The sequence below is a fragment of the Pseudomonas sp. Soil_N_39 genome (genome assembly GCF_057655955.1).
Map to the genome: position 1 here is coordinate 122,463 of NZ_JBDGLI010000003.1, position 19,687 is coordinate 142,149.

The 19,687-nt window shown below is 58.8% G+C and carries 15 protein-coding genes; 12 read left to right on the forward strand and 3 right to left on the reverse strand.

Annotation, left to right across the window (positions count from 1 at the left end):
* Positions 1-53: 53 nt before the first annotated feature.
* Together AC3A5O_RS05335 and AC3A5O_RS05340 are read right to left on the reverse strand one after the other, a co-directional pair.
* Positions 54-839 (reverse strand): siderophore-interacting protein, encoded by a 786-nt coding sequence (locus AC3A5O_RS05335; protein ID WP_305468303.1) that lies wholly within the window; start codon positions 837-839, stop codon positions 54-56.
* Positions 836-1,414: a helix-turn-helix transcriptional regulator gene (locus AC3A5O_RS05340; protein WP_305468302.1), complete on the reverse strand. Its 579-nt coding sequence runs from the start codon at positions 1,412-1,414 to the stop codon at positions 836-838. The genes AC3A5O_RS05335 and AC3A5O_RS05340 overlap by 4 nt, the downstream gene beginning before the upstream one ends.
* A 427-nt stretch (positions 1,415-1,841) precedes the next feature.
* Here AC3A5O_RS05340 and AC3A5O_RS05345 point away from each other — a divergent pair, with 427 nt between their 5' ends.
* The 7 genes from AC3A5O_RS05345 to AC3A5O_RS05375 all read left to right on the forward strand — a co-directional run bounded on the left by AC3A5O_RS05345 (position 1,842) and on the right by AC3A5O_RS05375 (position 10,320).
* Entirely contained in the window at positions 1,842-2,327 is a 486-nt protein-coding gene (locus tag AC3A5O_RS05345) for a CS1 type fimbrial major subunit (protein WP_305482232.1), read from the forward strand.
* Between the two features lie 125 nt (positions 2,328-2,452).
* Positions 2,453-4,984, forward strand: a complete 2,532-nt coding sequence (locus tag AC3A5O_RS05350) for a CS1-pili formation C-terminal domain-containing protein (RefSeq protein ID WP_487752917.1) — start codon at positions 2,453-2,455, stop codon at positions 4,982-4,984.
* Positions 4,985-5,131: 147 nt separating this feature from the next.
* Positions 5,132-6,379 carry a hypothetical protein gene (locus AC3A5O_RS05355; protein WP_487752918.1) on the forward strand — a complete coding sequence of 416 codons (1,248 nt, stop codon included), beginning with the start codon at positions 5,132-5,134 and terminating at the stop codon, positions 6,377-6,379.
* Between the two features lie 46 nt (positions 6,380-6,425).
* Complete coding sequence (locus tag AC3A5O_RS05360; protein ID WP_305468298.1) at positions 6,426-7,673, forward strand: hypothetical protein; 1,248 nt, start codon at positions 6,426-6,428, stop codon at positions 7,671-7,673.
* A 47-nt stretch (positions 7,674-7,720) separates the two neighbouring features.
* Positions 7,721-8,974, forward strand: a complete 1,254-nt coding sequence (locus AC3A5O_RS05365; RefSeq protein WP_305468296.1) for a hypothetical protein — start codon at positions 7,721-7,723, stop codon at positions 8,972-8,974.
* A 60-nt stretch (positions 8,975-9,034) separates the two neighbouring features.
* The gene (locus AC3A5O_RS05370; RefSeq protein WP_122567135.1) at positions 9,035-9,778 is read left to right on the forward strand and encodes a molecular chaperone; all 744 of its coding nucleotides are present in this window, start codon (positions 9,035-9,037) and stop codon (positions 9,776-9,778) included.
* Between the two features lie 59 nt (positions 9,779-9,837).
* Positions 9,838-10,320 carry a CS1 type fimbrial major subunit gene (locus AC3A5O_RS05375; RefSeq protein ID WP_487753011.1) on the forward strand — a complete coding sequence of 161 codons (483 nt, stop codon included), beginning with the start codon at positions 9,838-9,840 and terminating at the stop codon, positions 10,318-10,320.
* 194 nt (positions 10,321-10,514) lie between these two features.
* Here AC3A5O_RS05375 and AC3A5O_RS05380 read toward each other — a convergent pair whose 3' ends face one another.
* Positions 10,515-13,622, reverse strand: a complete 3,108-nt coding sequence (locus tag AC3A5O_RS05380) for a transglycosylase domain-containing protein (protein ID WP_487752919.1) — start codon at positions 13,620-13,622, stop codon at positions 10,515-10,517.
* Between the two features lie 457 nt (positions 13,623-14,079).
* On the opposite strand from AC3A5O_RS05380, the gene AC3A5O_RS05385 reads away from it, so the two are divergent.
* From AC3A5O_RS05385 to AC3A5O_RS05405, 5 genes are all read left to right on the forward strand, one after another.
* Positions 14,080-14,538: an REP-associated tyrosine transposase gene (locus AC3A5O_RS05385; RefSeq protein ID WP_487752920.1), complete on the forward strand. Its 459-nt coding sequence runs from the start codon at positions 14,080-14,082 to the stop codon at positions 14,536-14,538.
* A 573-nt stretch (positions 14,539-15,111) separates the two neighbouring features.
* A complete protein-coding gene (locus AC3A5O_RS05390; RefSeq protein ID WP_305482236.1) occupies positions 15,112-16,533 on the forward strand; it encodes an amino acid permease in 1,422 nt (473 codons plus the stop codon).
* 166 nt (positions 16,534-16,699) lie between these two features.
* The gene (locus tag AC3A5O_RS05395) at positions 16,700-17,074 is read left to right on the forward strand and encodes a GtrA family protein (protein ID WP_122567130.1); all 375 of its coding nucleotides are present in this window, start codon (positions 16,700-16,702) and stop codon (positions 17,072-17,074) included.
* A complete protein-coding gene (locus tag AC3A5O_RS05400; RefSeq protein ID WP_487752921.1) occupies positions 17,071-18,021 on the forward strand; it encodes a glycosyltransferase family 2 protein in 951 nt (316 codons plus the stop codon). The genes AC3A5O_RS05395 and AC3A5O_RS05400 overlap by 4 nt, the downstream gene beginning before the upstream one ends.
* 104 nt (positions 18,022-18,125) lie before the next feature.
* Positions 18,126-19,652, forward strand: coding sequence for a glucosyltransferase domain-containing protein (locus tag AC3A5O_RS05405; protein WP_487752922.1), 1,527 nt, complete (start codon positions 18,126-18,128; stop codon positions 19,650-19,652).
* The last annotated feature ends 35 nt before the right edge of the window (positions 19,653-19,687 follow it).

Here is a 19,687-nt window from a genome sequence, read left to right on the forward strand (position 1 = left end):
AGAGGGTTGTGTTCAGCCAGTGGGTGAAGGGTACTTCAGCCACCGCCCGTCCCTCAATCTTCCTCGCTGCCCTCCAGCTTCCAATACCCCACCGCCTTCACAAAGTCCTGGTCCAACCCTTTGTCCTCCAGCAACACCTTGCGAATCTGCCGCGACACCTTGCTCTCGGTCGCGACCCAGGCGTACAGCTTGCCACCGGGCACTTCCAGCTGTTGCACGGTTCGCAGCAGGTTGTCCTGGCGGCCTTCGCGCAACACCCAGATCACGTGCACCTGTGCCGGGCTTTGGAGCACTTGCTGCTCGGCGCCGTTTTCCACTTCCACCACCACCAGGGCCCGGCGGTTGGGCGCCAGGCCTTCTAGGCGGCGGGCGATGGCGGGCAGGGCGGTTTCGTCGCCGATCAACAGGTAGCTATCGAAGATATCCGGCACGATCATCGAGCCCCGGGGCCCGGCGATGTTGAGGTATTGCCCTGGTGCCGCCTGGGCCGCCCAGGTCGCGGCCGGGCCGTCGCCGTGGAGCACGAAATCGATGTCCATCTCCAGGGTGTCCAGGTCATAGCGGCGCGGGGTGTAGTCGCGCATCTCGGGCATCGGGCCCTGGGCCTTACCGGCGCTAGGGCTGAAGTTTTCCAGGGCGGCCTGTTCCTCGGCGTTCTGCGGGAACAGCAATTTAACGTGATCGTCGGTGCCCAGGCTGACGAACCCGGCCAGTTCCGGCCCGCCGACGGTGATGCGGCGCATGCGCGGGGTCAGGTCCTCGACCCGTAGCACTTGCAGGCGACGACGTTTGATCTCGTGGCTGACACGGTGAATGGTGTTTGGATCGACTTCGGTCATTGGCTTGACTCCGAGACAGAGGGACGGTCGGGGCCGTCGACGATGGCTTTGGCGGTGGCGTCGAGCAGGTCGCGCACCCGTCGGATTTCTTCCGGGCTCCAGTGGCCATGGTGCTTTTGCAGGGCATGGCGCAGGTTATACACCGCTTCATGGATTTCCGGGGGACGATCATGGCCGCGCAACGTGCGCTTGCTGATTTCAATGCGCGTACGCACCTCATCCAGCGCCACGGCCTGGTCCTCAAGAGATAGACGTCCGGCATCGGTCACGCTGTAGCACTTTTTTCCGTCTTCGACGCCGCAACTGATCATGGCGTTCATTTCCAGAAAGGTCAGGGTCGGGTAGATCACACCGGGGCTGGGGCTGTAGGCGCCCTCGAACATGTGCTCGATCCGACGGATCAGGTCATAGCCATGGCACGGCTGTTCGGCAATCAGCGCCAGCAACAACACTTTCAAATCACCGGCGGCGAAGACCCGCGGCGCCCGGCTGCCACGCGAGCCTGTCGGGCGTCGTTCGAAACCGTCGTGTTCGCGTTTGGAGGAAGAATCGGAATGAGAATAAAGGGCGTTCATATGCTGTCTCCGTTCTGCATATAGATAGCAATCAGATATACCTTGAATAAAAGATATATCTTTTGATTTAATGATTTTTCGCAAACTAAGATATATCTTGTTTTTTGCGGCGGGTTACTTGGTTTCAGGAAGTGACCTTACATGAATGCCCAATGTATGCGGGGTGCGGCCGCATACATTTGTAATGATAAAAATGTTGTAGGCTTAAAATGTGGGCTGTTTCTTACAGCCAAACTTATGTTTTATCAAAAATTGCGTATTTTTCGCTCTTTCGTATGCCCGATTTACTACAAGCCTATAGGAAATTGCCTGCTTTTTTTTAGTTAAAGAGCGCCGATCATGCACGGCGTTGGAGGGACGGGCCAAGTTGCGCTTGGTCTGCCATTTCAACCTTTTCTCTTTATTGCTAAGAACAGGTGTTAACAACATGCTCAAACAACTCGTATCCGGTACTGCCCTGGTCGCCGCTGCCCTGGGTTCTTCGCTGGCATTCGCTGACGATGATGCACGCTCCTCCATCCACATCACCGCGAACATCCCGACCCAGCAGTTCCATGTGCAGCCGCGCAACCCGGACTTCGGTAAAGATGAAACCATGAGCTACAACACGGTCAGCGGCACCTTGACTTCGTTGCGCCAGACCTATGACGTGAAGAACACCGAAGGCTCGGTAAACGCTTACATCGAAGGCGGCCCGGCCGCGCTGTATAACGGCAGCAACTCCATCGCCCTGACCACTGCCTTCAACGGCGTCGTCCTGACCGCCACGCCGCAGGAAGTGGTGGACGATGCCACCTCCACCCCAGGCACCCAGGCTGACATGACCATCGTCGCGGCCACGCCCCTGGCTACCCAGAACGGCCTGTACACCGCCGACATGACCGTCGTCTTCGACGCCGTGCCGCGCCCGTAAGGCCATTCGCTGCCCGGTGAGTTTCACCTCGCCCACGGGCATCGCCGCAGGCCGGCCGGTTCTCCCCAGCCGGTCGGCCTGTACCTGAAACGCCCCGATAGCTCGCTGAATATGAGAATCCGTTGATGTTTCCGATGACACCCATCGCAGGTGCGCTCGCGCTATTTTTGTGCGCGACAGCATTGGCCGCGCCAACCGCCCCCGGTACCACGCCAAGAAGCCTGTTGTCCCAGGCCAAGGGTCTGCCGGCGGAGTTTGAAGCCCACTTCTTCGATGTGCCACTCGCGGTTCGTATTGAACTCAATCAACAGTATCTCGGTGAGGCCATGGTGGTCTTGACGCGGGATGATCGTATTACCTTGTTGGAATTCACCGACACGCAAGACAGCACGATAAAAGCCGTCGATCGCGAACAATGGGAACAACGCCTCAAGCAGGGACAAGCATTGGGCGCGTGTGAAACCAACTGCACGGGCGGGTTGCTGGCCGTGCACTACAGCCTCGAGAATTCATTAGTGTCGATCCTGACCCAGGATGTCGAGCGCGCAACTGAAATCAAGCGTTTCTACGATCAACCGGAAGGCGGCAGCCTCGGTCTGATCTTCAATAACCAACTCAATATCAACGGTGGCCAGAAACAGGACACCGGTGGGCGGTATGGCCTCAATGCCAGTTCCAGCGTGGGCAACTGGAGCCAGTCCCTGGACCTTCAGCTCTCGCGTCTCGGCGGGCCGGACGACAAGCTCTACCACGCCGTCCATGAGCTCTACACCCAACGGGAAATGGAAGGCAATTTCTTGCGCCTGGGTTACTTCACGCCCAGTTCCGATGGCTTGAATCGCCAGATCCGTTCGTTCGGCGCCAACCCGGACACCGCGCTGGGGGTGATGTACGGCAGCTCCGACAGCCTGCTGGTCGACAATCCCAAACCCAGCGTCTACCCCATTTATGTCACCGCCAGCCGCCAGGCCTCGGTGGAGATTTACCGCAGCGGCCTGCTGATCAACACCCAGGCCGTCAGCGCCGGCTTGCAGAGCCTGGACACCCGCCCGTTGCCCGGCGGCATTTATGAAGTGGAAGTGCGGCTGATCGAAGACGGGCAAACCACCGCCACCAGCCAGGAGCTGGTCTACAAGCCGAACAATTGGAGCAGTACCGAAGACCGCTGGCGCTACAACCTGTTCGCCGGCCGCGAAACCCGGCTGTGGAGCAACTGGGACGACCAGCCCTCGGGTTTCAACACCGCGGGGCTCGGCGTCAACTACCTGCTGCATCCACGGGTGATCCTCGGCGCCTCCACGCGCCAGGTGCAGGACAAGCTGCAAGTGGGCACCTCGATCGACTGGACCCTCGCCAGCAGCACCAGCCTGTACGCCAACGTCTACCAGACCCAGCAGTACGGCACCGGCATGGACCTGCAAGGCCTGTACAGCTACGGCCAAGGCAGCATCGTCGCCAGCCACAACCGCAGTTGGCTCGACACCCGCAACACCTACGAGACCTTGCCGGACGGCACCCGTATCCGCCAGCGCAACGTCTACGTCGGCCAGACCAGCAATTCATCGCTGTCGGTCAATCATCGCTTGAGCAACAAGAACTCCATCAACGGTCGGTTGGCCTACAGCGAAGGCAATGTCCAGGGCACCGGCCTGGACCTGGGCTGGACCCAACGCACCACGCTGGGTGGCAGCGATGCCAACTGGCGGTTGTCGGTGTTCGACCGCCCTGGCACGTCGAGTACCAACGACCGGCGCAATCGTGGCGTGGATCTGAGCCTCAGCGTGGCCTTGGGCGGGCCGGGCGAGTACTGGTCGGGCAGCATCGGTACCCGCACTTCCCGCGAAGGCACGCGGGACAACAATGCCTCGCTGTCCTATCGCCGCGACCTGGAGGACCACGTGCTGCAAAGCGTCTCCGCCACGGCCCTGGCCGACACCTATGGCGTGGGCTTGTCCGGCATCGCCAGTTTCATGACCGAGTCGATGTACGGCGATGGCTTCATCCAGCGTTCGTCCTACAACGACAACCTTACCGGCGGCTTGAACCTGAGCAGCACGGTGGCGGTGGGCGGTCAGAAAGCCGCCTTCACCGGCCTGGCCCATGGCCGCGGCGCCGGCATGATCGTCGACGTGGAAACCGACCTGGACGACATCATCCTGCGGGCCGATGACTTGACCGGCGGCAGCACCACCTTGCACCCGGGTCGCAACTTCGTGCCGATCACGGCTTACAAGAACAGCATGGTGACCTTCGATTTCGAGGGCGTGCATCCACCGGCGGCGAGCATCGAGCCGTCCCGCACCCGTTATCACTTGAACAAGGGGGGCGTGGATTACCGCAAGGTCAACGTGATGAAAACCGTGACCGTGCTCGGCCGCCTGCTGGATGAGCAGGGAGAGCCGCTCAAGGGCCATCACGTGATCAACCACGCCAGCCGCGGCATCAGCGAGGTGGACGGGTTCTTCTCCATGGAGATGAATGCCGGCTCCCCAACCTTGGAAGTGCGGTACGGCAACGAGCTGTTCTGCCGCTTCCGCCTCGACCCGGACAGCTCTGCCCGCGAAGGCGATGTGTTGATGATCGGTGACTTGCGCTGCACGCCGGACAGCCTGGCCGATACGACGCTGGCCGAGGCCGGGACGAAGCAGCGTTCATGACCGTGGGAGCAAAGCTTGCTCGCGATGAACGATAACGCAATCCACCTGAAGAGCGAGGCGCCTGCATCGCGGGCAAGCCTTGCTCCCACAGGTGAATGCCTCACCCCCTATCTGCAGTGATTGGTCTTGATGTATGAGGTTGTATCAATGAAACCCTTATCGGTTGCAGTGCGCAGCGTGGTCTCGGTGTTGCTGTTTGCGTGTGTGCCTGTGGCCAATGCCTTGACGCGGGATATTACCGCGCTATTCAGGCCTGACCCTTCGAAACCCCAGGAAAATACGTTTTTCAATACCACGCCAATCAGTGGCTACTGTGAAAAATATCCGGCTGTGTGCGAGTCACACAGAATGTTCAGCATTCGCTTACCCGTGTCCTCCAACTCGATCGGTCCTATTCAGGCCAGTCATGGGGACGCTCGGCAAGGTGCAATGTTCAAAGTACCTGCTGGTTGGCGTAGAGCACAGGTCACTCATGCCAGCACGGGAGAAACTGAAGTTGTTGAAGTTCGCTTTTCCGGTCTCGGTTCGAGATACCGAATTCCTGGGGGGGTGGTCCCTGTGGTCGGTGGAGGCGTGGATTATTTAACCGCTCATAAGATGTTATGGAGAGGTTCTTCCTGGGTAAATGCCCCGGCCCCTTGTCAATACAGCGGTCATGGCAATTACACTTCCAGTGATTACGAGTTTTTTTGGAAGGCTCCGGTGGAAGGTGTGTGTGCCAAAACAGCCCTTTATCTGATCCCGGCCATGAGTTACACCCACCTGGACTTTGCCTACGAACTGCGCACCCCTAATCCTTTGAAGATGTCCTCCGGCCAATACACGGGAACGGTGACTTACACCGTTGGCCCAGGACAGGATCTGGACATGGGTGATGTCATGATCCCCAGCGACTCCGTCATCAGGTTCAATTTAAAGCTAGACGTCGAACACACCCTCAAGGTCGAAGTCCCCCCCGGCGGCAACCGCGTCGAACTGGTGCCCCCGGAAGGTTGGCAATCCTGGCTCAACAGCGGCCGCAAACCCACACGGCTGTTCCGCGACCAGCGCTTCCATATCTCCGCCTCTTCGCGTTTCAAGATGGCCCTCGAATGCCGCCACATCAGCGGCAACACCTGCGCCATCGCCGAAACCGGCACCGGCCATACCGTGCCGGTGGACGTCAGCGTGACCCTGCCCGACGGCCTGACGGACGCCGCCGGGCAACCGGTCAACCGCCGCCGGTTGCTGCGCGATGGCAGTGGCACCGAGCTGTTCCAGCCGGGTTTGTACGTGGACCGGCGCTCGGGAACGCTGCATTTCGAGGTCGGCCAGGGCCGCGTCGAACAGATGCTCGACAGCGGCGCCACGACCTACTCCGGCGATGTGACGGTGATCTGGGATTCGCAAGTTTAAAAAGGAATGGCTTGGCCGGTCCGAGCCAAATGTGAGGGAAGGGTAGATGAAGCAGTTACCAGTGGCAGTGCAAGGCATGGTATCGGTGATGTTGTTGGCCTGTGTATCGATGGCTCATGCCGTAAGCAAGGATGTCAGCGCAATATTCAGGCCCGATCCCTCGAAACCCAATGAAAATACTTTTCTCAATACCACCCCGGTCTCGGGTTATTGCGCGCTGTATCCGGCGGTCTGCGACAGGGAAAAAATGTTCAGCCTCCAGTTGCCCATTGTCTTCGAATCGACCGGTCCCATTCAGGCCAATCATGGGGATTCGCGCCAAGGGGCGATGTTCGATGTGCCGACCACTTGGCGTCTGGCACAGGTGACCCATACCGAGACGGGCGAAACTGAAATTGTTCAAGTCCGCATATCCGGTGTCGGTTCGCGCTACCAACTGCCCGTCAGTGTCGTTGAACTGGTCGGTGGCGGCGTAGACCTCTCAACCGCTCATAGGAAGTTATGGGGCGGTTCGAGCTGGAAGTACGCGCCCTCGCCCTGTCAATCCACCGGCTTCGGGACCTTGAACCACCTTATCTATAACTTCTTCTGGAAGACCCCCGTCGAAGGTGTGTGCGCGAAAAGGGCCAGCTACTTGATCCCCAGCATGTCCTACCGCCACTTGGACTTCGCCTACGAACTGCGTACACCCAACCCATTGAGGATGTCGTCCGGCCAATACCGGGGCTCGGTGACCTATGGCGTTGGGCCGGGTCAGGACTTCGACATGGGTGACGTCATGCTTCCAAATGACTCGGTGATCACCCTCAATTTCAAACTCGACGTCGAGCACACCCTCAAGGTCGAAGTCCCCCCCGGCGGCAACCGCGTGGAGCTGGTGCCCCCGGAAGGCTGGCAAGCCTGGTTGAACAGCGGACGCAAACCGACGCGGCTGTTCCGCGACCAGCGCTTTCATATCTCGGCCTCTTCACGTTTCAAGATGGCCATCGAATGCCAGCACATCAGCGGCAACACCTGCGCGATCTCTGAAACCGGCACCGGCCACGCCGTACCGGTGGATGTCAGCGTGACCCTGCCCGACGGCTTGACGGACGCCGGTGGGCAACCGGTCAACCGTCGGCGGCTGCTGCGCGATGGCAGTGGCACCGAGTTGTTCCAGCCGGGTTTTTATGTGGATCGCAGGTTGGGGGCGCTGCATTTCGAAGTGGGCCAGGGCAGCGTCGAGCAAATGTTGGACACCGGCGCCAAGGCCTACAGCGGCAATGTCACGGTGATATGGGATTCGGAAGTTTAGACAGGCTGGCTCGGCCTGTTCCGAGCCGATTTGATGGTGGGAGATAGATGAAATATTTACCGGTGAACATGCGCAGCGTGGTTGGGGCATTGTTGATTGCGTGCGTTCCTGCGGCCAATGCCTTGAACCAGGACATCAGCGCGCTGTTCAGGCCCGATGCGTCCAAGCCTCAGGAGAACACATTCCTTAATACCACACCGGTCAGTGGCTACTGTGCACAGTATCCGGAGCAGTGCGCTAACAAGAAAATGTTCAGCATTCGATTGCCGATCACCTTCAATTCGATCAGTCCTATTCAGGCGGGTCATGAAGACGTTCGGAAGGGGGCGATGTTTAAGGTACCTGCCAATTGGCGTACGGCACATATTGTCCATGCCAGCACGGGCGAAACGGAAGTCGTGGAAGTGCGCATGACGGGTATAGGTTCGCACTATCGACTCCCTGTCAATGTGGTCGACCTGGTAGAGGGAGATGTGACGGTCGTACTTGCTCATCACCGGCTATGGGGCAGTTATGGCGACGGTTGGGTGGTTGCTCCCCGGCCCTGTGAAAACGGCGGTAATCAGCCCTATGGCAACAATTGGTACGGTTTTTTTTGGAAGACGCCAGTGGAAAGCGTGTGCTCCAAAAGAGCCCGCTATTACATCCCCAGCATGGCTTATTCCCACTTGGACTTTGCCTACGAACTGCGCACCCCCAATCCACTGAAAATGTCATCTGGCCAATATACGGGGTCGCTGACCTATAGCATCGGACCGGGGCAGGACATCGACATGGGCGACATCATGCTTCCCAACGATTCCGCGCTCACCCTCAATTTCAAACTCGACGTCGAGCACACCCTCAAAGTCGAAGTGCCTCCCGGTGGCAACCGCGTCGAACTGGTGCCCCAGGAAGGCTGGCAAGTCTGGCTGAACAGCGGTCGCAAACCCACGCGGCTGTTCCGCGACCAGCGCTTTCATATCTCCGCTTCCTCGCGTTTCAAGATGGCCCTCGAGTGCCAGCAAATCAGCGGCAACACCTGCGCGATCTCTGAAACCGCCACCGGCCACGCCGTGCCGGTGGACGTCAGCGTGACCCTGCCCGACGGCTTGACGGATGGCGCCGGGCAACCGGTCAACCGCCGTCGGCTGCTGCGCGACGGCAGTGGCACCGAGCTGTTCCGGCCGGGTTTATACGTCGATCGGCGCTTGGGAATGCTGCATTTCGAGGTGGGCCAGAGCAGTGTCGAGCAGATGCTGGACAGTGGCGCCAAAGCCTATAGCGGCAACGTCACGGTGATCTGGGATTCGGAAGTCTGAGTGGCCGGCTGGCCGGCAACATTCAATGAGTTGTGTTTACTGCATGAGGTTGGAAAAGCGATGAAACATCTATTGGCATGGGTTGGGTTCTGTCTGTTTTGCGGTGTGGCCCAGGCTGGGCCGCAGATTGGTGTAGGGGTGGTGTACGACTACCTCGACGGCGACAAAAGCACCTATATGAAACGGGTGTTCAACGGCGGCACGTCCACGGCGTTCGTCAAGGTCAACATCCTGGAAATCATCTACAACGAGGACGGCAGCTACCAGGAAGTGCCGCTGCAGAACCAGGCCAGCGCCCAGGCCAAGGACGGGTTGATGGCCAGCCCGGCGCGGCTGATCGTGCCGGCCAACGGGGTGCAGGGTACGCGCTTGCTGTTCATGGGCAACCGCGACAAGGAGCGCTACTTCCGGGTGCGTTTCGTGCCGGTGGTGCCCGAAGCCGAAGACGAGTTCGCCATCAGCGCCGAAGAGCGCGAGCAATATAAAAAGGACCGCGTGGCGGCGGGGGTCAAGGTGTTGGCGGGCTACGGCACGGTGTTTTTCGTGCGGCCAAAGAACACCCGTTACGAGACCGTGATCGACGACAGTGCCAGCCGCTACCAGTTGCGCAATAACGGCAACACGGTGGTGGTGATCGATGAGTTCAAGGACTGCGTGGCGCTGAAAGAGAACGACTGCAAGCCGACCACCAAGCATCACGTCAAGAGCGGTCAGAGCTTTTCGTTCGACAAGGAAGCGGGGCGGCAATACCGCTTCACCCTTGTCGAAGGCAATCAGAAAAAAAACGTCGAGATCAAAGGTTGATGGCCGCCGTCGCCGAACCGTCGTTGACGCCAGAGGTAATCAAAATGTTCAAGACCAAAATATTCAAGACATTGATACGTCCCCTCACATTGAGCGCCCTGACGTTGCCCTGGGCCACCGCCTGGGGCGCGGTCGAGCGGGAAACGTTCGAAGTCTACGTGACGATCCCGACGGTCGACTTCTACGTGTTGCCCCTCGACCCGCAATTGGTCCAGCGCGAACAGCGCTTGCCCTTCAGCACCATCACCAACGAACTCAGCCCACTGCGGGCGACCTACGAGGTGAAGAACAGCAACGGTTCTATCGGCGCACGCCTGGGGGAAGAGGCGTACTTGTCCAATGGCCGTGAGCGTATTGACTTGCGGGTGACGTTCAACAACGTCGTATTGACCCTGGATTCGGCCCAGGTGGTCTCGGCCACCGAAGCCCGGCCCGGGCGCCAGGTGCCGCTCGTCATCGCTGCCATCAAGCCCGATGACGAGTACAAGCCTGGCGACTACTACGGCACGGTGCACATGGTGTTCGACGCGACTGCGCCGTAGGGCTGCCGATCGCCCCATGCAGGTTCGATCGAAGATGTGGCGAGGGGATTTATCCCCGCTGGGCTGCGAAGCAGCCCCAAAGCAGTCAACTCTATCTGCCTGACACACCGGGTTGCCGGCATTTAGGGCTGCTTCGCAGCCCAACGGGGATAAATCCCCTCGCCACATTTACCTGACCCACATGTTGCTGTAACTCACTGCTCCGCCACCAACGGCTTGCACTGGGTATGAGTCCCCGGCTGCAAGTAGGGCGAGAGAAACGGTGCCATGCCCTTGAGCACCTGCACCGGCAAGGCCGAGGTGAATTTGAAGTTCTGCGCCGATGCCCCCGGAACGTAGGCGGTGAGGGTGCCGAAATGGCTGTCGCCGATGTAGAACACGAAAGTGGCGGTACGGTTGATCGATTTGGAACTGATCACTCGCCCACCGGAGCCGACCGCTTCGATGCGGTTGTCGCCGGTGCCGGTCTTGCCGCCCATGGCCAGCGGCGTCCCGTCGGCCAACTTGAAACTGCCGGCCACGCGTTTCGCGGTGCCGGCATCCACTACCTGGGACAGTGCACCGCGCAGAGCCTGGGCGACTTCCACCGGCATCACGCGCTTGCCGCTTTCCGGGTCGTTGACCAGGCGTGTTTCGTAGGGCGTATTGACGGCAAAATCCAAACTGTCGACGCGCAAGGCCGGTTGCCGGATGCCGTCGTTGAGAATGGTACCCACCAGGACCGCCAACGCGGCGGGGCGGTCGCCGGAGCTGCCGATGGCGGTGGCCAGCGACGGCACCAGGTGGTCGAATGGATAGCCGACCTGCTGCCAGCGCTGGTGAATATCCAGGAAGGCTTCGATCTCCAGCATCGTGCGGATGCGACTGTCGCGGGCGCTCTTGTGCCGGCTCTTGAACAGCCAGCTGTAGACTTCCTGGCGCTCGAACTGACTGGCCTTGACGATCTGGCTGAACTTGGCGTCGGGGTTGTTCAGCAAGTAACCCATCAACCACAAGTCCAGTGGGTGGACCTTGGCGATGAAACCTTGGTCCGGCAGGTCATAGGCGCCGGGGCCATAGCTTTGATAGAGCCGTTCCAGGCGTTCGTCGGTGAGTTTTTCGGCGCTCTTGGCCGACTTCAAATGCGCACGCACGAAGCGGTTGAAATTTTCCTGGCTGTCGTTGGGAAAGAAATAGCGGTGCACGGCGGCCAGGCGGATCGCCGTGGGGCGCATGCTGTCGAGAAAGGTTTCGAGGCGCTGGCTGGTGTCCTTTTTCTGGTACTTCTTCCAGAACCTGAGCAGGAACGAAGTGCCTTCGCGGTCGGCGAACTGGGCCAGGTATTCCTGGCGGCGCGGGTCCTTGTCGTCCTTGAGCAGTTCGGAACTGTTGTTGGGGCCGGCGTAGGTGGCGTAGCGCACCAGGTCGCGCATCAGGCGGATGAACGGCAGGTTGATGGATTCTCGCAAGGCGTCGCGCAGGGTGGGCATGCGACCGTCGTCTTCCTTGCGGAAGTTGTGGAAGGTGTGCAGCCCGCCGCCAGTAAAGAACGCCTCACCGGGGCTGGCTGAATACGTCCGGTCCAGCGCGGCCTCGAGCATCTTCGGCAGGCTGCGGTCGGTGTTCTGGATCAGGTAGTCGACGGCCCAGCGGGACAGGCGGTCCTGCTCGGCGACTTCGGTTTTCTTCAGCGCCGCCGGGGACTGCTGGGCATAACGCTCGTGCAGTTCGGCAATGATCTGCAGGTAGGTGGTGAGCACGCGCAACTTGGCGGTGGAGCCCAGTTCCAGCTTGCTGCCTTCGTTGATGTCGAAGGGCTGGTCGGTGCTGTCAGTCTGCACGCGCACGCGGGAGCCATCGGGGGTCAGTTCCATCAGGGTGAAGCTGTAGCGCACCTGGGTGGTGCTGGTGGGGGTCAGCAGGCGTTCTCCCATCAGGCCGATCTCGGTCGCGAAGGCCGGGTCGGCCAGGCGCTTGAGGTAGTCGGTGGCCTGGGCCTGCAAGTCGCTTTGCAAGGTGCTGGTGGCGGAGAGGTCGAGGCGATCGAGGTCGTACAGCGGGCGGTTGAGCAGGGCGGCGAGGCGACTGCGGGCGGCGCTGATGCCTTTGTTGGTTTCGTTGGGCTGGACGGTCGGGTCCTGGACCCAGTCGCGATAGCTGACCTTGCTCGCCAGGGCCGCCTCGGCCAACGCCGCGTCGATCACGCCGTTTTGCCTCAGCAACCGGATGTGGCTGTCGGTCAGGTTCGCCAGTTCATCGCGACCCTTGGTCAGGTAATGAGAGGGGCGGCGTTGAGCGATCATCAACGACAGCATTTCCCGCAGGGCCAGGCCTTTTTCCGCCAGGCTCTTAGGGTCGGTGGCGGTGCTGGCCAAGCGTTCATTGGCCCGATTGAAGTCGGCGCCATACCAGACCCGCAAGCCTTCGGCCATGCCGTGGACTTCACCATGCCCCGGCACGGCGGAGAGCGGCACGCTGTTGAGGTAGTCGCGCACCACCCGCTGCCGTGCCTCGAGGGTTTGCGGGCCGGCCTGATAGGCGCGCACGCTGGCGGAAATCATCTGGCGGATTTTCTCCGCGCCGGACACGGTCAGGCCCTCAGGCGAGTGACGGTACTTCTCCAGTTGCGTCGCCAAGGTGCTGCCCCCGGCGGATTGCCCCGGCAGGCTCAGCAGCTTGGCGACTTGCGACCAGGCCGCCATGCCGAAGCGCGGCCAGTCCACGGCCGGGTTGGCCAAGGGTTGCTTGGGGTCGAGCAGAAAACGGTTCTCGATGAACAACAGGCTCTGCACCACCAAGGGCGGGATCGCTTCGAAGTTCGCATACAGCTGCTGCGGGTACTTGAACTGATAGACCGGCGCGGCGCGGCAGTCGGTGATGGTCAGTCCGGCCTGGATCTTTTCCGCGTAGGGCACGAACAGGCCTTTTTCGACGTAGCCCATCAACGCCGGCGAAAACCGCGCCTGGGCCTGGATCACGTAGTCGCGCTTGAGCAGGCGCGGCAGGAACTCCCCCAGCGCGCTGTAGCCCAGGCGCCGGTCGAACGGGCCGGCGCCAGGGTAGACGATGGCATCGCTGGGCCCCGGCTGCACCGAATAGCTCAGGGACGCGGCGTACTTGCTGAGCTCCCGGGCCTGAAACCGAGACGTGCGCATTTCCTTGGCCACCGCCAAGCCGACCACCACGACGATAATCAGCAGCAACAACCAGAATGCCCGCCAGCCATGCCGTGCGCGGCGTTTTTTTTGAGGTAAAGGCGCTTCTTCCATACGTTCAGTCGGGACCATAGGTTCATTCGAATCGGTTTGCCACAAAGCGCCCATAGTCGACTGATCCATTAAGCAGATTGATCGGACTTGCTTGAAGCTTAGACGGTGGTTGGCGTTGGGGGAGGGGAAATTATGGGCACCGGTCTGTCATGACCAGAGGCATTGCTTTGTGTCTCCCTGTCTGGACAAGGAAACAGGGTTTCCCTGTGGTCAGGGGATCTATCTGTGGAGAAGGAGTTATTTGTGGTGGTGGGATTACCTGTGGCGAGGGGATTTATCCCCGTTGGGCTGCGCAGCAGCCCCAATGCAGGCAACTCAATTGTCCAGACATATCGGTTTGCAGTATGGGGGGCTGCTGCGCAGCCCAGCGGGGATAAATCCCCTCGCCACAGATAAATTCCTCTCATCATAGGGATTACTCAAGTTTCGGAAATTTCGCTCAGCCTTCGCAGCGTCGATAAAACAGCGGTGTGGCTAAGCTGCATTCAAACCCCTTCATAGGAAGCAAGGAATGCATCCACACCCCAATTCCCATCGCTTGCGTCGAGGCCGTTATTCAGAGCCAGGACGAGCCTATCTGGTAACTGCTGTTGTTCATCAGCGGCGAACGGTTTTTTCCGACTGGAAAATTGGACGGCTACTGGTCGCTGAATTCAAACGTGCTCAGGATTCCGGTCAGGTGAACTCTTTGGCCTGGGTGGTGATGCCGGATCACTTCCATTGGTTGCTGCAAATCCTCGATGGTCATTTGAGTCGTGTCATCGGCGCCACCAAAGCTCGCTGCACCCATCAGGTCAATAGCATGATCGGAGCCTCTGGTCCGCTTTGGCAAAGCGGCTTTCATGACCGCGCGATTCGTGACAATGAAGAGCTGCGGCCCAGCGCCGACTACATCATTGCCAATCCGATTCGGGCGGGGTTGGCGGAATGTATTGGCGACTACCCTCTCTGGGACGCCGCATGGCTTTGAAGCGCCTTATGCTCCCTGTTGGGACAGGGGGGCTATCTGTGGACAGGAGAGTTATCTGTGGTGGTCGGATTTACCTGTGGCGAGGGGATTTATCCCCGTTGGGCTGCGCAGCAGCCCCAATGCAGGCAACTCAATTGTCCAGACATATACGGGTTGCAGTTTGAGGGCTGCTGCGCAGCCCAACGGGGATAAATCCCCTCGCCACAAATTAACCCCTCGCCATAAGAGGTGAGTGTCTGAAAACCTTGCCCTAGAGCCCTCGCCCCATGCCAAAACATGACGCTGCACCATCGTTGTGCAATACTCGGCGGCGTTTTCCGAATGACCTGGTTCCCAGACAACACCTCTCAAAAACCCGATCATGGCTGAGGTTTATCCCTGAATTTTCCAGGTTTTACAGTGAAACTTTCTATTCCTGGCTTTTTATACTGCACGACCCGCTGATCCTGAGGTTGTCGTTCCACAGGACGGTCTGTCCACAAGACAGACCCGGTTTCGGCAAGGCGGCAGGCTTACCGGCCTGTGGCTTTGGACACTCGGTGGCTAATCCAATAACAAGACGAGGTTATCCCTATGCCTGTCGGCAATCATCTGCCCCATGGCGAGACCGCCCAGAGTGGTCCGCTCAAACGTGAACTCGGTGAGCGGCATATCCGCCTGATGGCGCTCGGCGCCTGCATCGGTGTCGGGCTGTTCCTCGGTTCGGCCAAGGCCATCGAAATGGCCGGTCCGGCGATCATGCTGTCCTACATCATTGGCGGCCTGGCGATCCTGGTGATCATGCGCGCCCTCGGTGAAATGGCCGTGCACAACCCGGTGGCTGGTTCGTTCAGCCGCTATGCCCAGGACTATCTCGGCCCACTGGCAGGCTTCCTGACCGGTTGGAACTACTGGTTCCTATGGCTGGTGACCTGCGTGGCGGAAATCACCGCCGTTGCCGTGTACATGGGCATCTGGTTCCCCGACGTGCCCCGCTGGATCTGGGCCCTGGCCGCGCTGGTCAGCATGGGCTCGATCAACCTGATCGCGGTGAAGGCCTTCGGCGAATTCGAATTCTGGTTCGCCCTGATCAAGATCGTCACCATCATCGCCATGGTCATCGGCGGCGTCGGCATCATCGCCTTTGGCTTCGGCAACGACGGTGTAGCCCTGGGCATTTCCAACCTCTGGGCCCATGGCGGCTTCATGCCCAACGGCGTGTCCGGCGTGTTGATGTCCCTGCAAATGGTCATGTTCGCCTACCTGGGCGTGGAGATGATCGGCCTGACCGCCGGAGAGGCGAAGAACCCGCAGAAAACCATCCCCAACGCCATCGGCTCGGTGTTCTGGCGGATCCTGCTGTTCTACGTCGGTGCGCTGTTCGTGATCCTGTCGATCTACCCATGGAACGAGATCGGCACCCAAGGCAGCCCGTTCGTGATGACCTTCGAGCGCCTGGGCATCAAGACCGCCGCCGGCATCATCAACTTCGTGGTGATCACCGCCGCGTTGTCGTCCTGCAACGGCGGGATCTTCAGCACCGGGCGGATGCTCTACAGCCTGGCGCAGAACGGCCAGGCCCCGTCCGGTTTCGCCAAGACCTCCAACAACGGCGTACCACGCCGCGCGCTGCTGCTGTCCATCGCCGCGTTGCTGCTGGGCGTGCTGCTCAATTACCTGGTGCCGGAGAAAGTCTTCGTCTGGGTGACGTCCATCGCCACCTTCGGCGCGATCTGGACCTGGGTGATGATCCTGCTGGCCCAGCTCAAATTCCGTAAAAGCCTCAGTGCTTCAGAGCGTGCGGCGTTGAAATACCGCATGTGGCTGTACCCGGTCAGCTCGTACCTGGCGTTGGCATTCCTGGTGCTGGTGGTGGGGTTGATGGCGTACTTCCCCGATACGCGTGTGGCGTTGTATGTGGGCCCTGCGTTCCTAGTGTTGCTGACGGTATTGTTCTACACCTTCAAGTTGCAACCGACGGGTGATGTGCAGGGTTCGGTACGTTCAGCTTCGTAAGTGGACGGCGATGTAAACAGAGCCCCGGTCGGATGATCGGGGCTCTTTTTTTGTTGAGTCTCTGGCAACGAACTACGGCGCACCTGTTAGTTCTTACAGTAGACCGGGTACAGACAGAACCCTAGAGTAAGTACCGCCTGAAGCACCGACCTGCTCGGGAGTATGTATGAAAGCGATATGGAAAAGTTTTCTCAGCTACTCACTGGTGGGACTGGCCAATACGCTGATCCATTGGCAGATATTTTTTGTGCTACGGGTGGCTGTCGGTCTCAATCAGGCAACGAGTAATTTCACGGCCTTTTGCGTGGCTGCCTCGTTCTCCTTTTATGTCAACGCGCTTTACACCTTCGAGGCTAAACTCTCGGTAACGAGCTATGTGTTTTTCCTCTGTGTCATGGGCGTGCTCAGTTTTATCGTCGGTCACGTTGGGGACCGCTGGCACCTTCAGGGTCTGCTGACCGTAGCGGCATTCTCGCTGTTGAGTCTGGTGTTCGGCTTTCTGTTTTCCTGGTCTGTAGTGTTTCGCGGACGTCGTCCATGAATATTTCGCTGATTGTTCCTGTGTACAACGAAGAGCAGGCCATCGGCTTGTTTTACAAAAGTGTCCGCCAGCATCCGCAGCTCAGGGATCATTGCGTCGAGATCGTATTCATCAACGATGGCAGCCTCGACCAGACCGCCACCCTGGCCCGTGATATTGCGTTGGCTGACAACCTGGTCCTGTTGATCAGCTTTTCCCGAAATTTTGGCAAGGAACCAGCGTTGTTTGCCGGAGTCGAGTATGCCAGCGGCGATGTGGTTATTCCGATGGATGTGGACCTGCAAGATCCCATTGAGGTTATTCCGAGACTTATCGCCGAATGGGAAAAGGGCGCCGAGGTGGTGCTGGCAAAGCGTCGCGATCGTTCATCCGACAGTTATCTCAAGCGGGGATGCGCTGCACTGTTCTATCGCCTGCTCGATCAGATTGCCTACCCTCATATCGAACGCAACGTGGGCGATTTTCGCCTGATGGATCGCAAGGTCGTGGAAGTCATCAAGACCCTCCCCGAGTATCAGCTATTCATGAAAGGCGTGTTGTCGTGGGCCGGTTTCAACACCGTCATCATCGAATACGACCGCGCGAGTCGCGCCGCTGGCAACAGTAAGTTCAACGTTTGGAAGTTGTGGAACCTGGCGCTCGAAGGCATCACGTCGTTCAGTACCGTGCCGTTGCGGTTGTGGACTTATGTGGGGAGTTGCATCTCGCTGATTTCGCTGGCGTATGCCGTCTACATGGTCCTGGACAGGTTGTTCTTCGGAAATGATGTACCCGGCTATCCTTCGTTGATAACCGCGATTCTATTTCTGGGCGGTGTGCAACTGATCGGCATAGGGGTATTGGGTGAATACATCGGGCGGATTTATCTGGAAACCAAGCACCGGCCGCGGTATGTCATCAAGGAGATGATCCGGGGAGGTCGGCTCAAGCCCCGGGATGAATCATGACGCAGTTGCTCCGTGTGCACAAAGCCAGCTGTTGACCTGTAATTCTTGATCGCAGGGGGGGCAGCGAGTGATCAATCGACCGCAACGATCATGGGAGCGATGAAATGAGAATCAGCGATCTTGTCTATCGCGAACTCAATCGCCAACAGATCGCGCTATTTTTTTTATCAGCAAGCTTGCTGTACGTCCTGCCGTTGATCCTCGCTGATTTTCGCTATATCGACGATAACTGGCGGACGCTGGAAGCGGGTACTGCTTGGACTGACCAAGGACGTTGGTTCAGTGAATTGTTGTATCAAACGTTGTCCTTCACCAGCGCCGCGCCGGACATTTTTCCGCTGCCTTTGTTGCTCGCCGTGTTGGCTATGTCCCTGGCTTTGACTCGCCTGACCTTTTATTACTTTCCTCAGCCGACACTGGCGTGCTGCCTGGTTACGTTGCCCCTCTGGTACAACCCCTTCCTGTTGCAGAACCTGTCGTATCAATACGATGGCCCGGGTATGGCGCTGAGTCTGGTCGCTGTTATTTACGCAATTACCTTTCAGGGTGCATCGCGAATTCGTCAGTGGTGGGTGCCAACGGCGTTGTTGGTGCTGGCATTCGGGCTCTATCAGATCAGCTTCAATGTGTTTCTGGGCCTGTGTTGCCTAGAACTGCTCAGGGCGGCATACAAACGGGAGCCATGCCTACAGTGGCTGCAAATGTTGGGTTGGAAGCTGACTCAGCTTGGCTTGGCGATGCTGATTTACTTCGCCGCCGCCGTCATGCTCATGAGAACGGAGCGGACTGCATTATTGAATTGGAAAGCCGATCCGCTTCTGCAGATCAGCATCAATATTGGACGGGTGGTGGAGAAGGTGGCGCTGTTGTTTCACGGCGGATACACCTGGATATTCTCCGTGCTGGTCCTGTGTGCGCTGATCGGTTTCGTACGATTGAGCTGCAGGGTGTGCGTGCGTGAACGGCAACGTTGGAAAAGTGTGGTGATGCTGCTGGGTTGTTTGCTGATGCTGCCCTTATTGGTCCTGTTGGTACCTGGCATCACGCTGTTTTTCCGCGACTTCAATGAAGGTGCTCGCACCCTGATGGGTTTCGGGGTGCTGTTGATGTTGCTGTTTTATCTTGCTTATCTGGCCCTTGCGCCGATTCATCGTCGACTGCCGCTGCTGCTGGTCATTCCGCTTTTGGCAACGCTTTCGCTGTCCTTCGCTTATGGCCGAGTGCTGACCTTACAAAAATCCTTCGCCAATGGAGCGCTTTACAGTCTGGGGTATGACATCACTTCGCACCGGGCACTGTACGAAGCCAAGCGGATTTACATATCCGTCACTTATTCTGACTCTTGGTTGGCAAGCGCTTGCGGCTCGTTCAAACAGCTGCCGGTTCTGCATTATCTGCTCAACATCGACTACTTTATGCTTTCGAAAAACTTGCCGTTAATGGGCATCACCAACGTGGCGGTCGAACGTGAGCGGCGTAATGCGACCCACGTCGGCTATCTAGGATATGTGCCCGTCGTGGACAATCAGTATTACCGAATTTATCTACTGGGCGACTATGGTTTCATCGTTATGAAAGAGCCCGCGCGGATCAATCGCAGCACTGTTAACTGCCGCGATTTGGCTCATTAATATTGGGAAAGTTTCTCTACCGTTGGCGTTGAAAT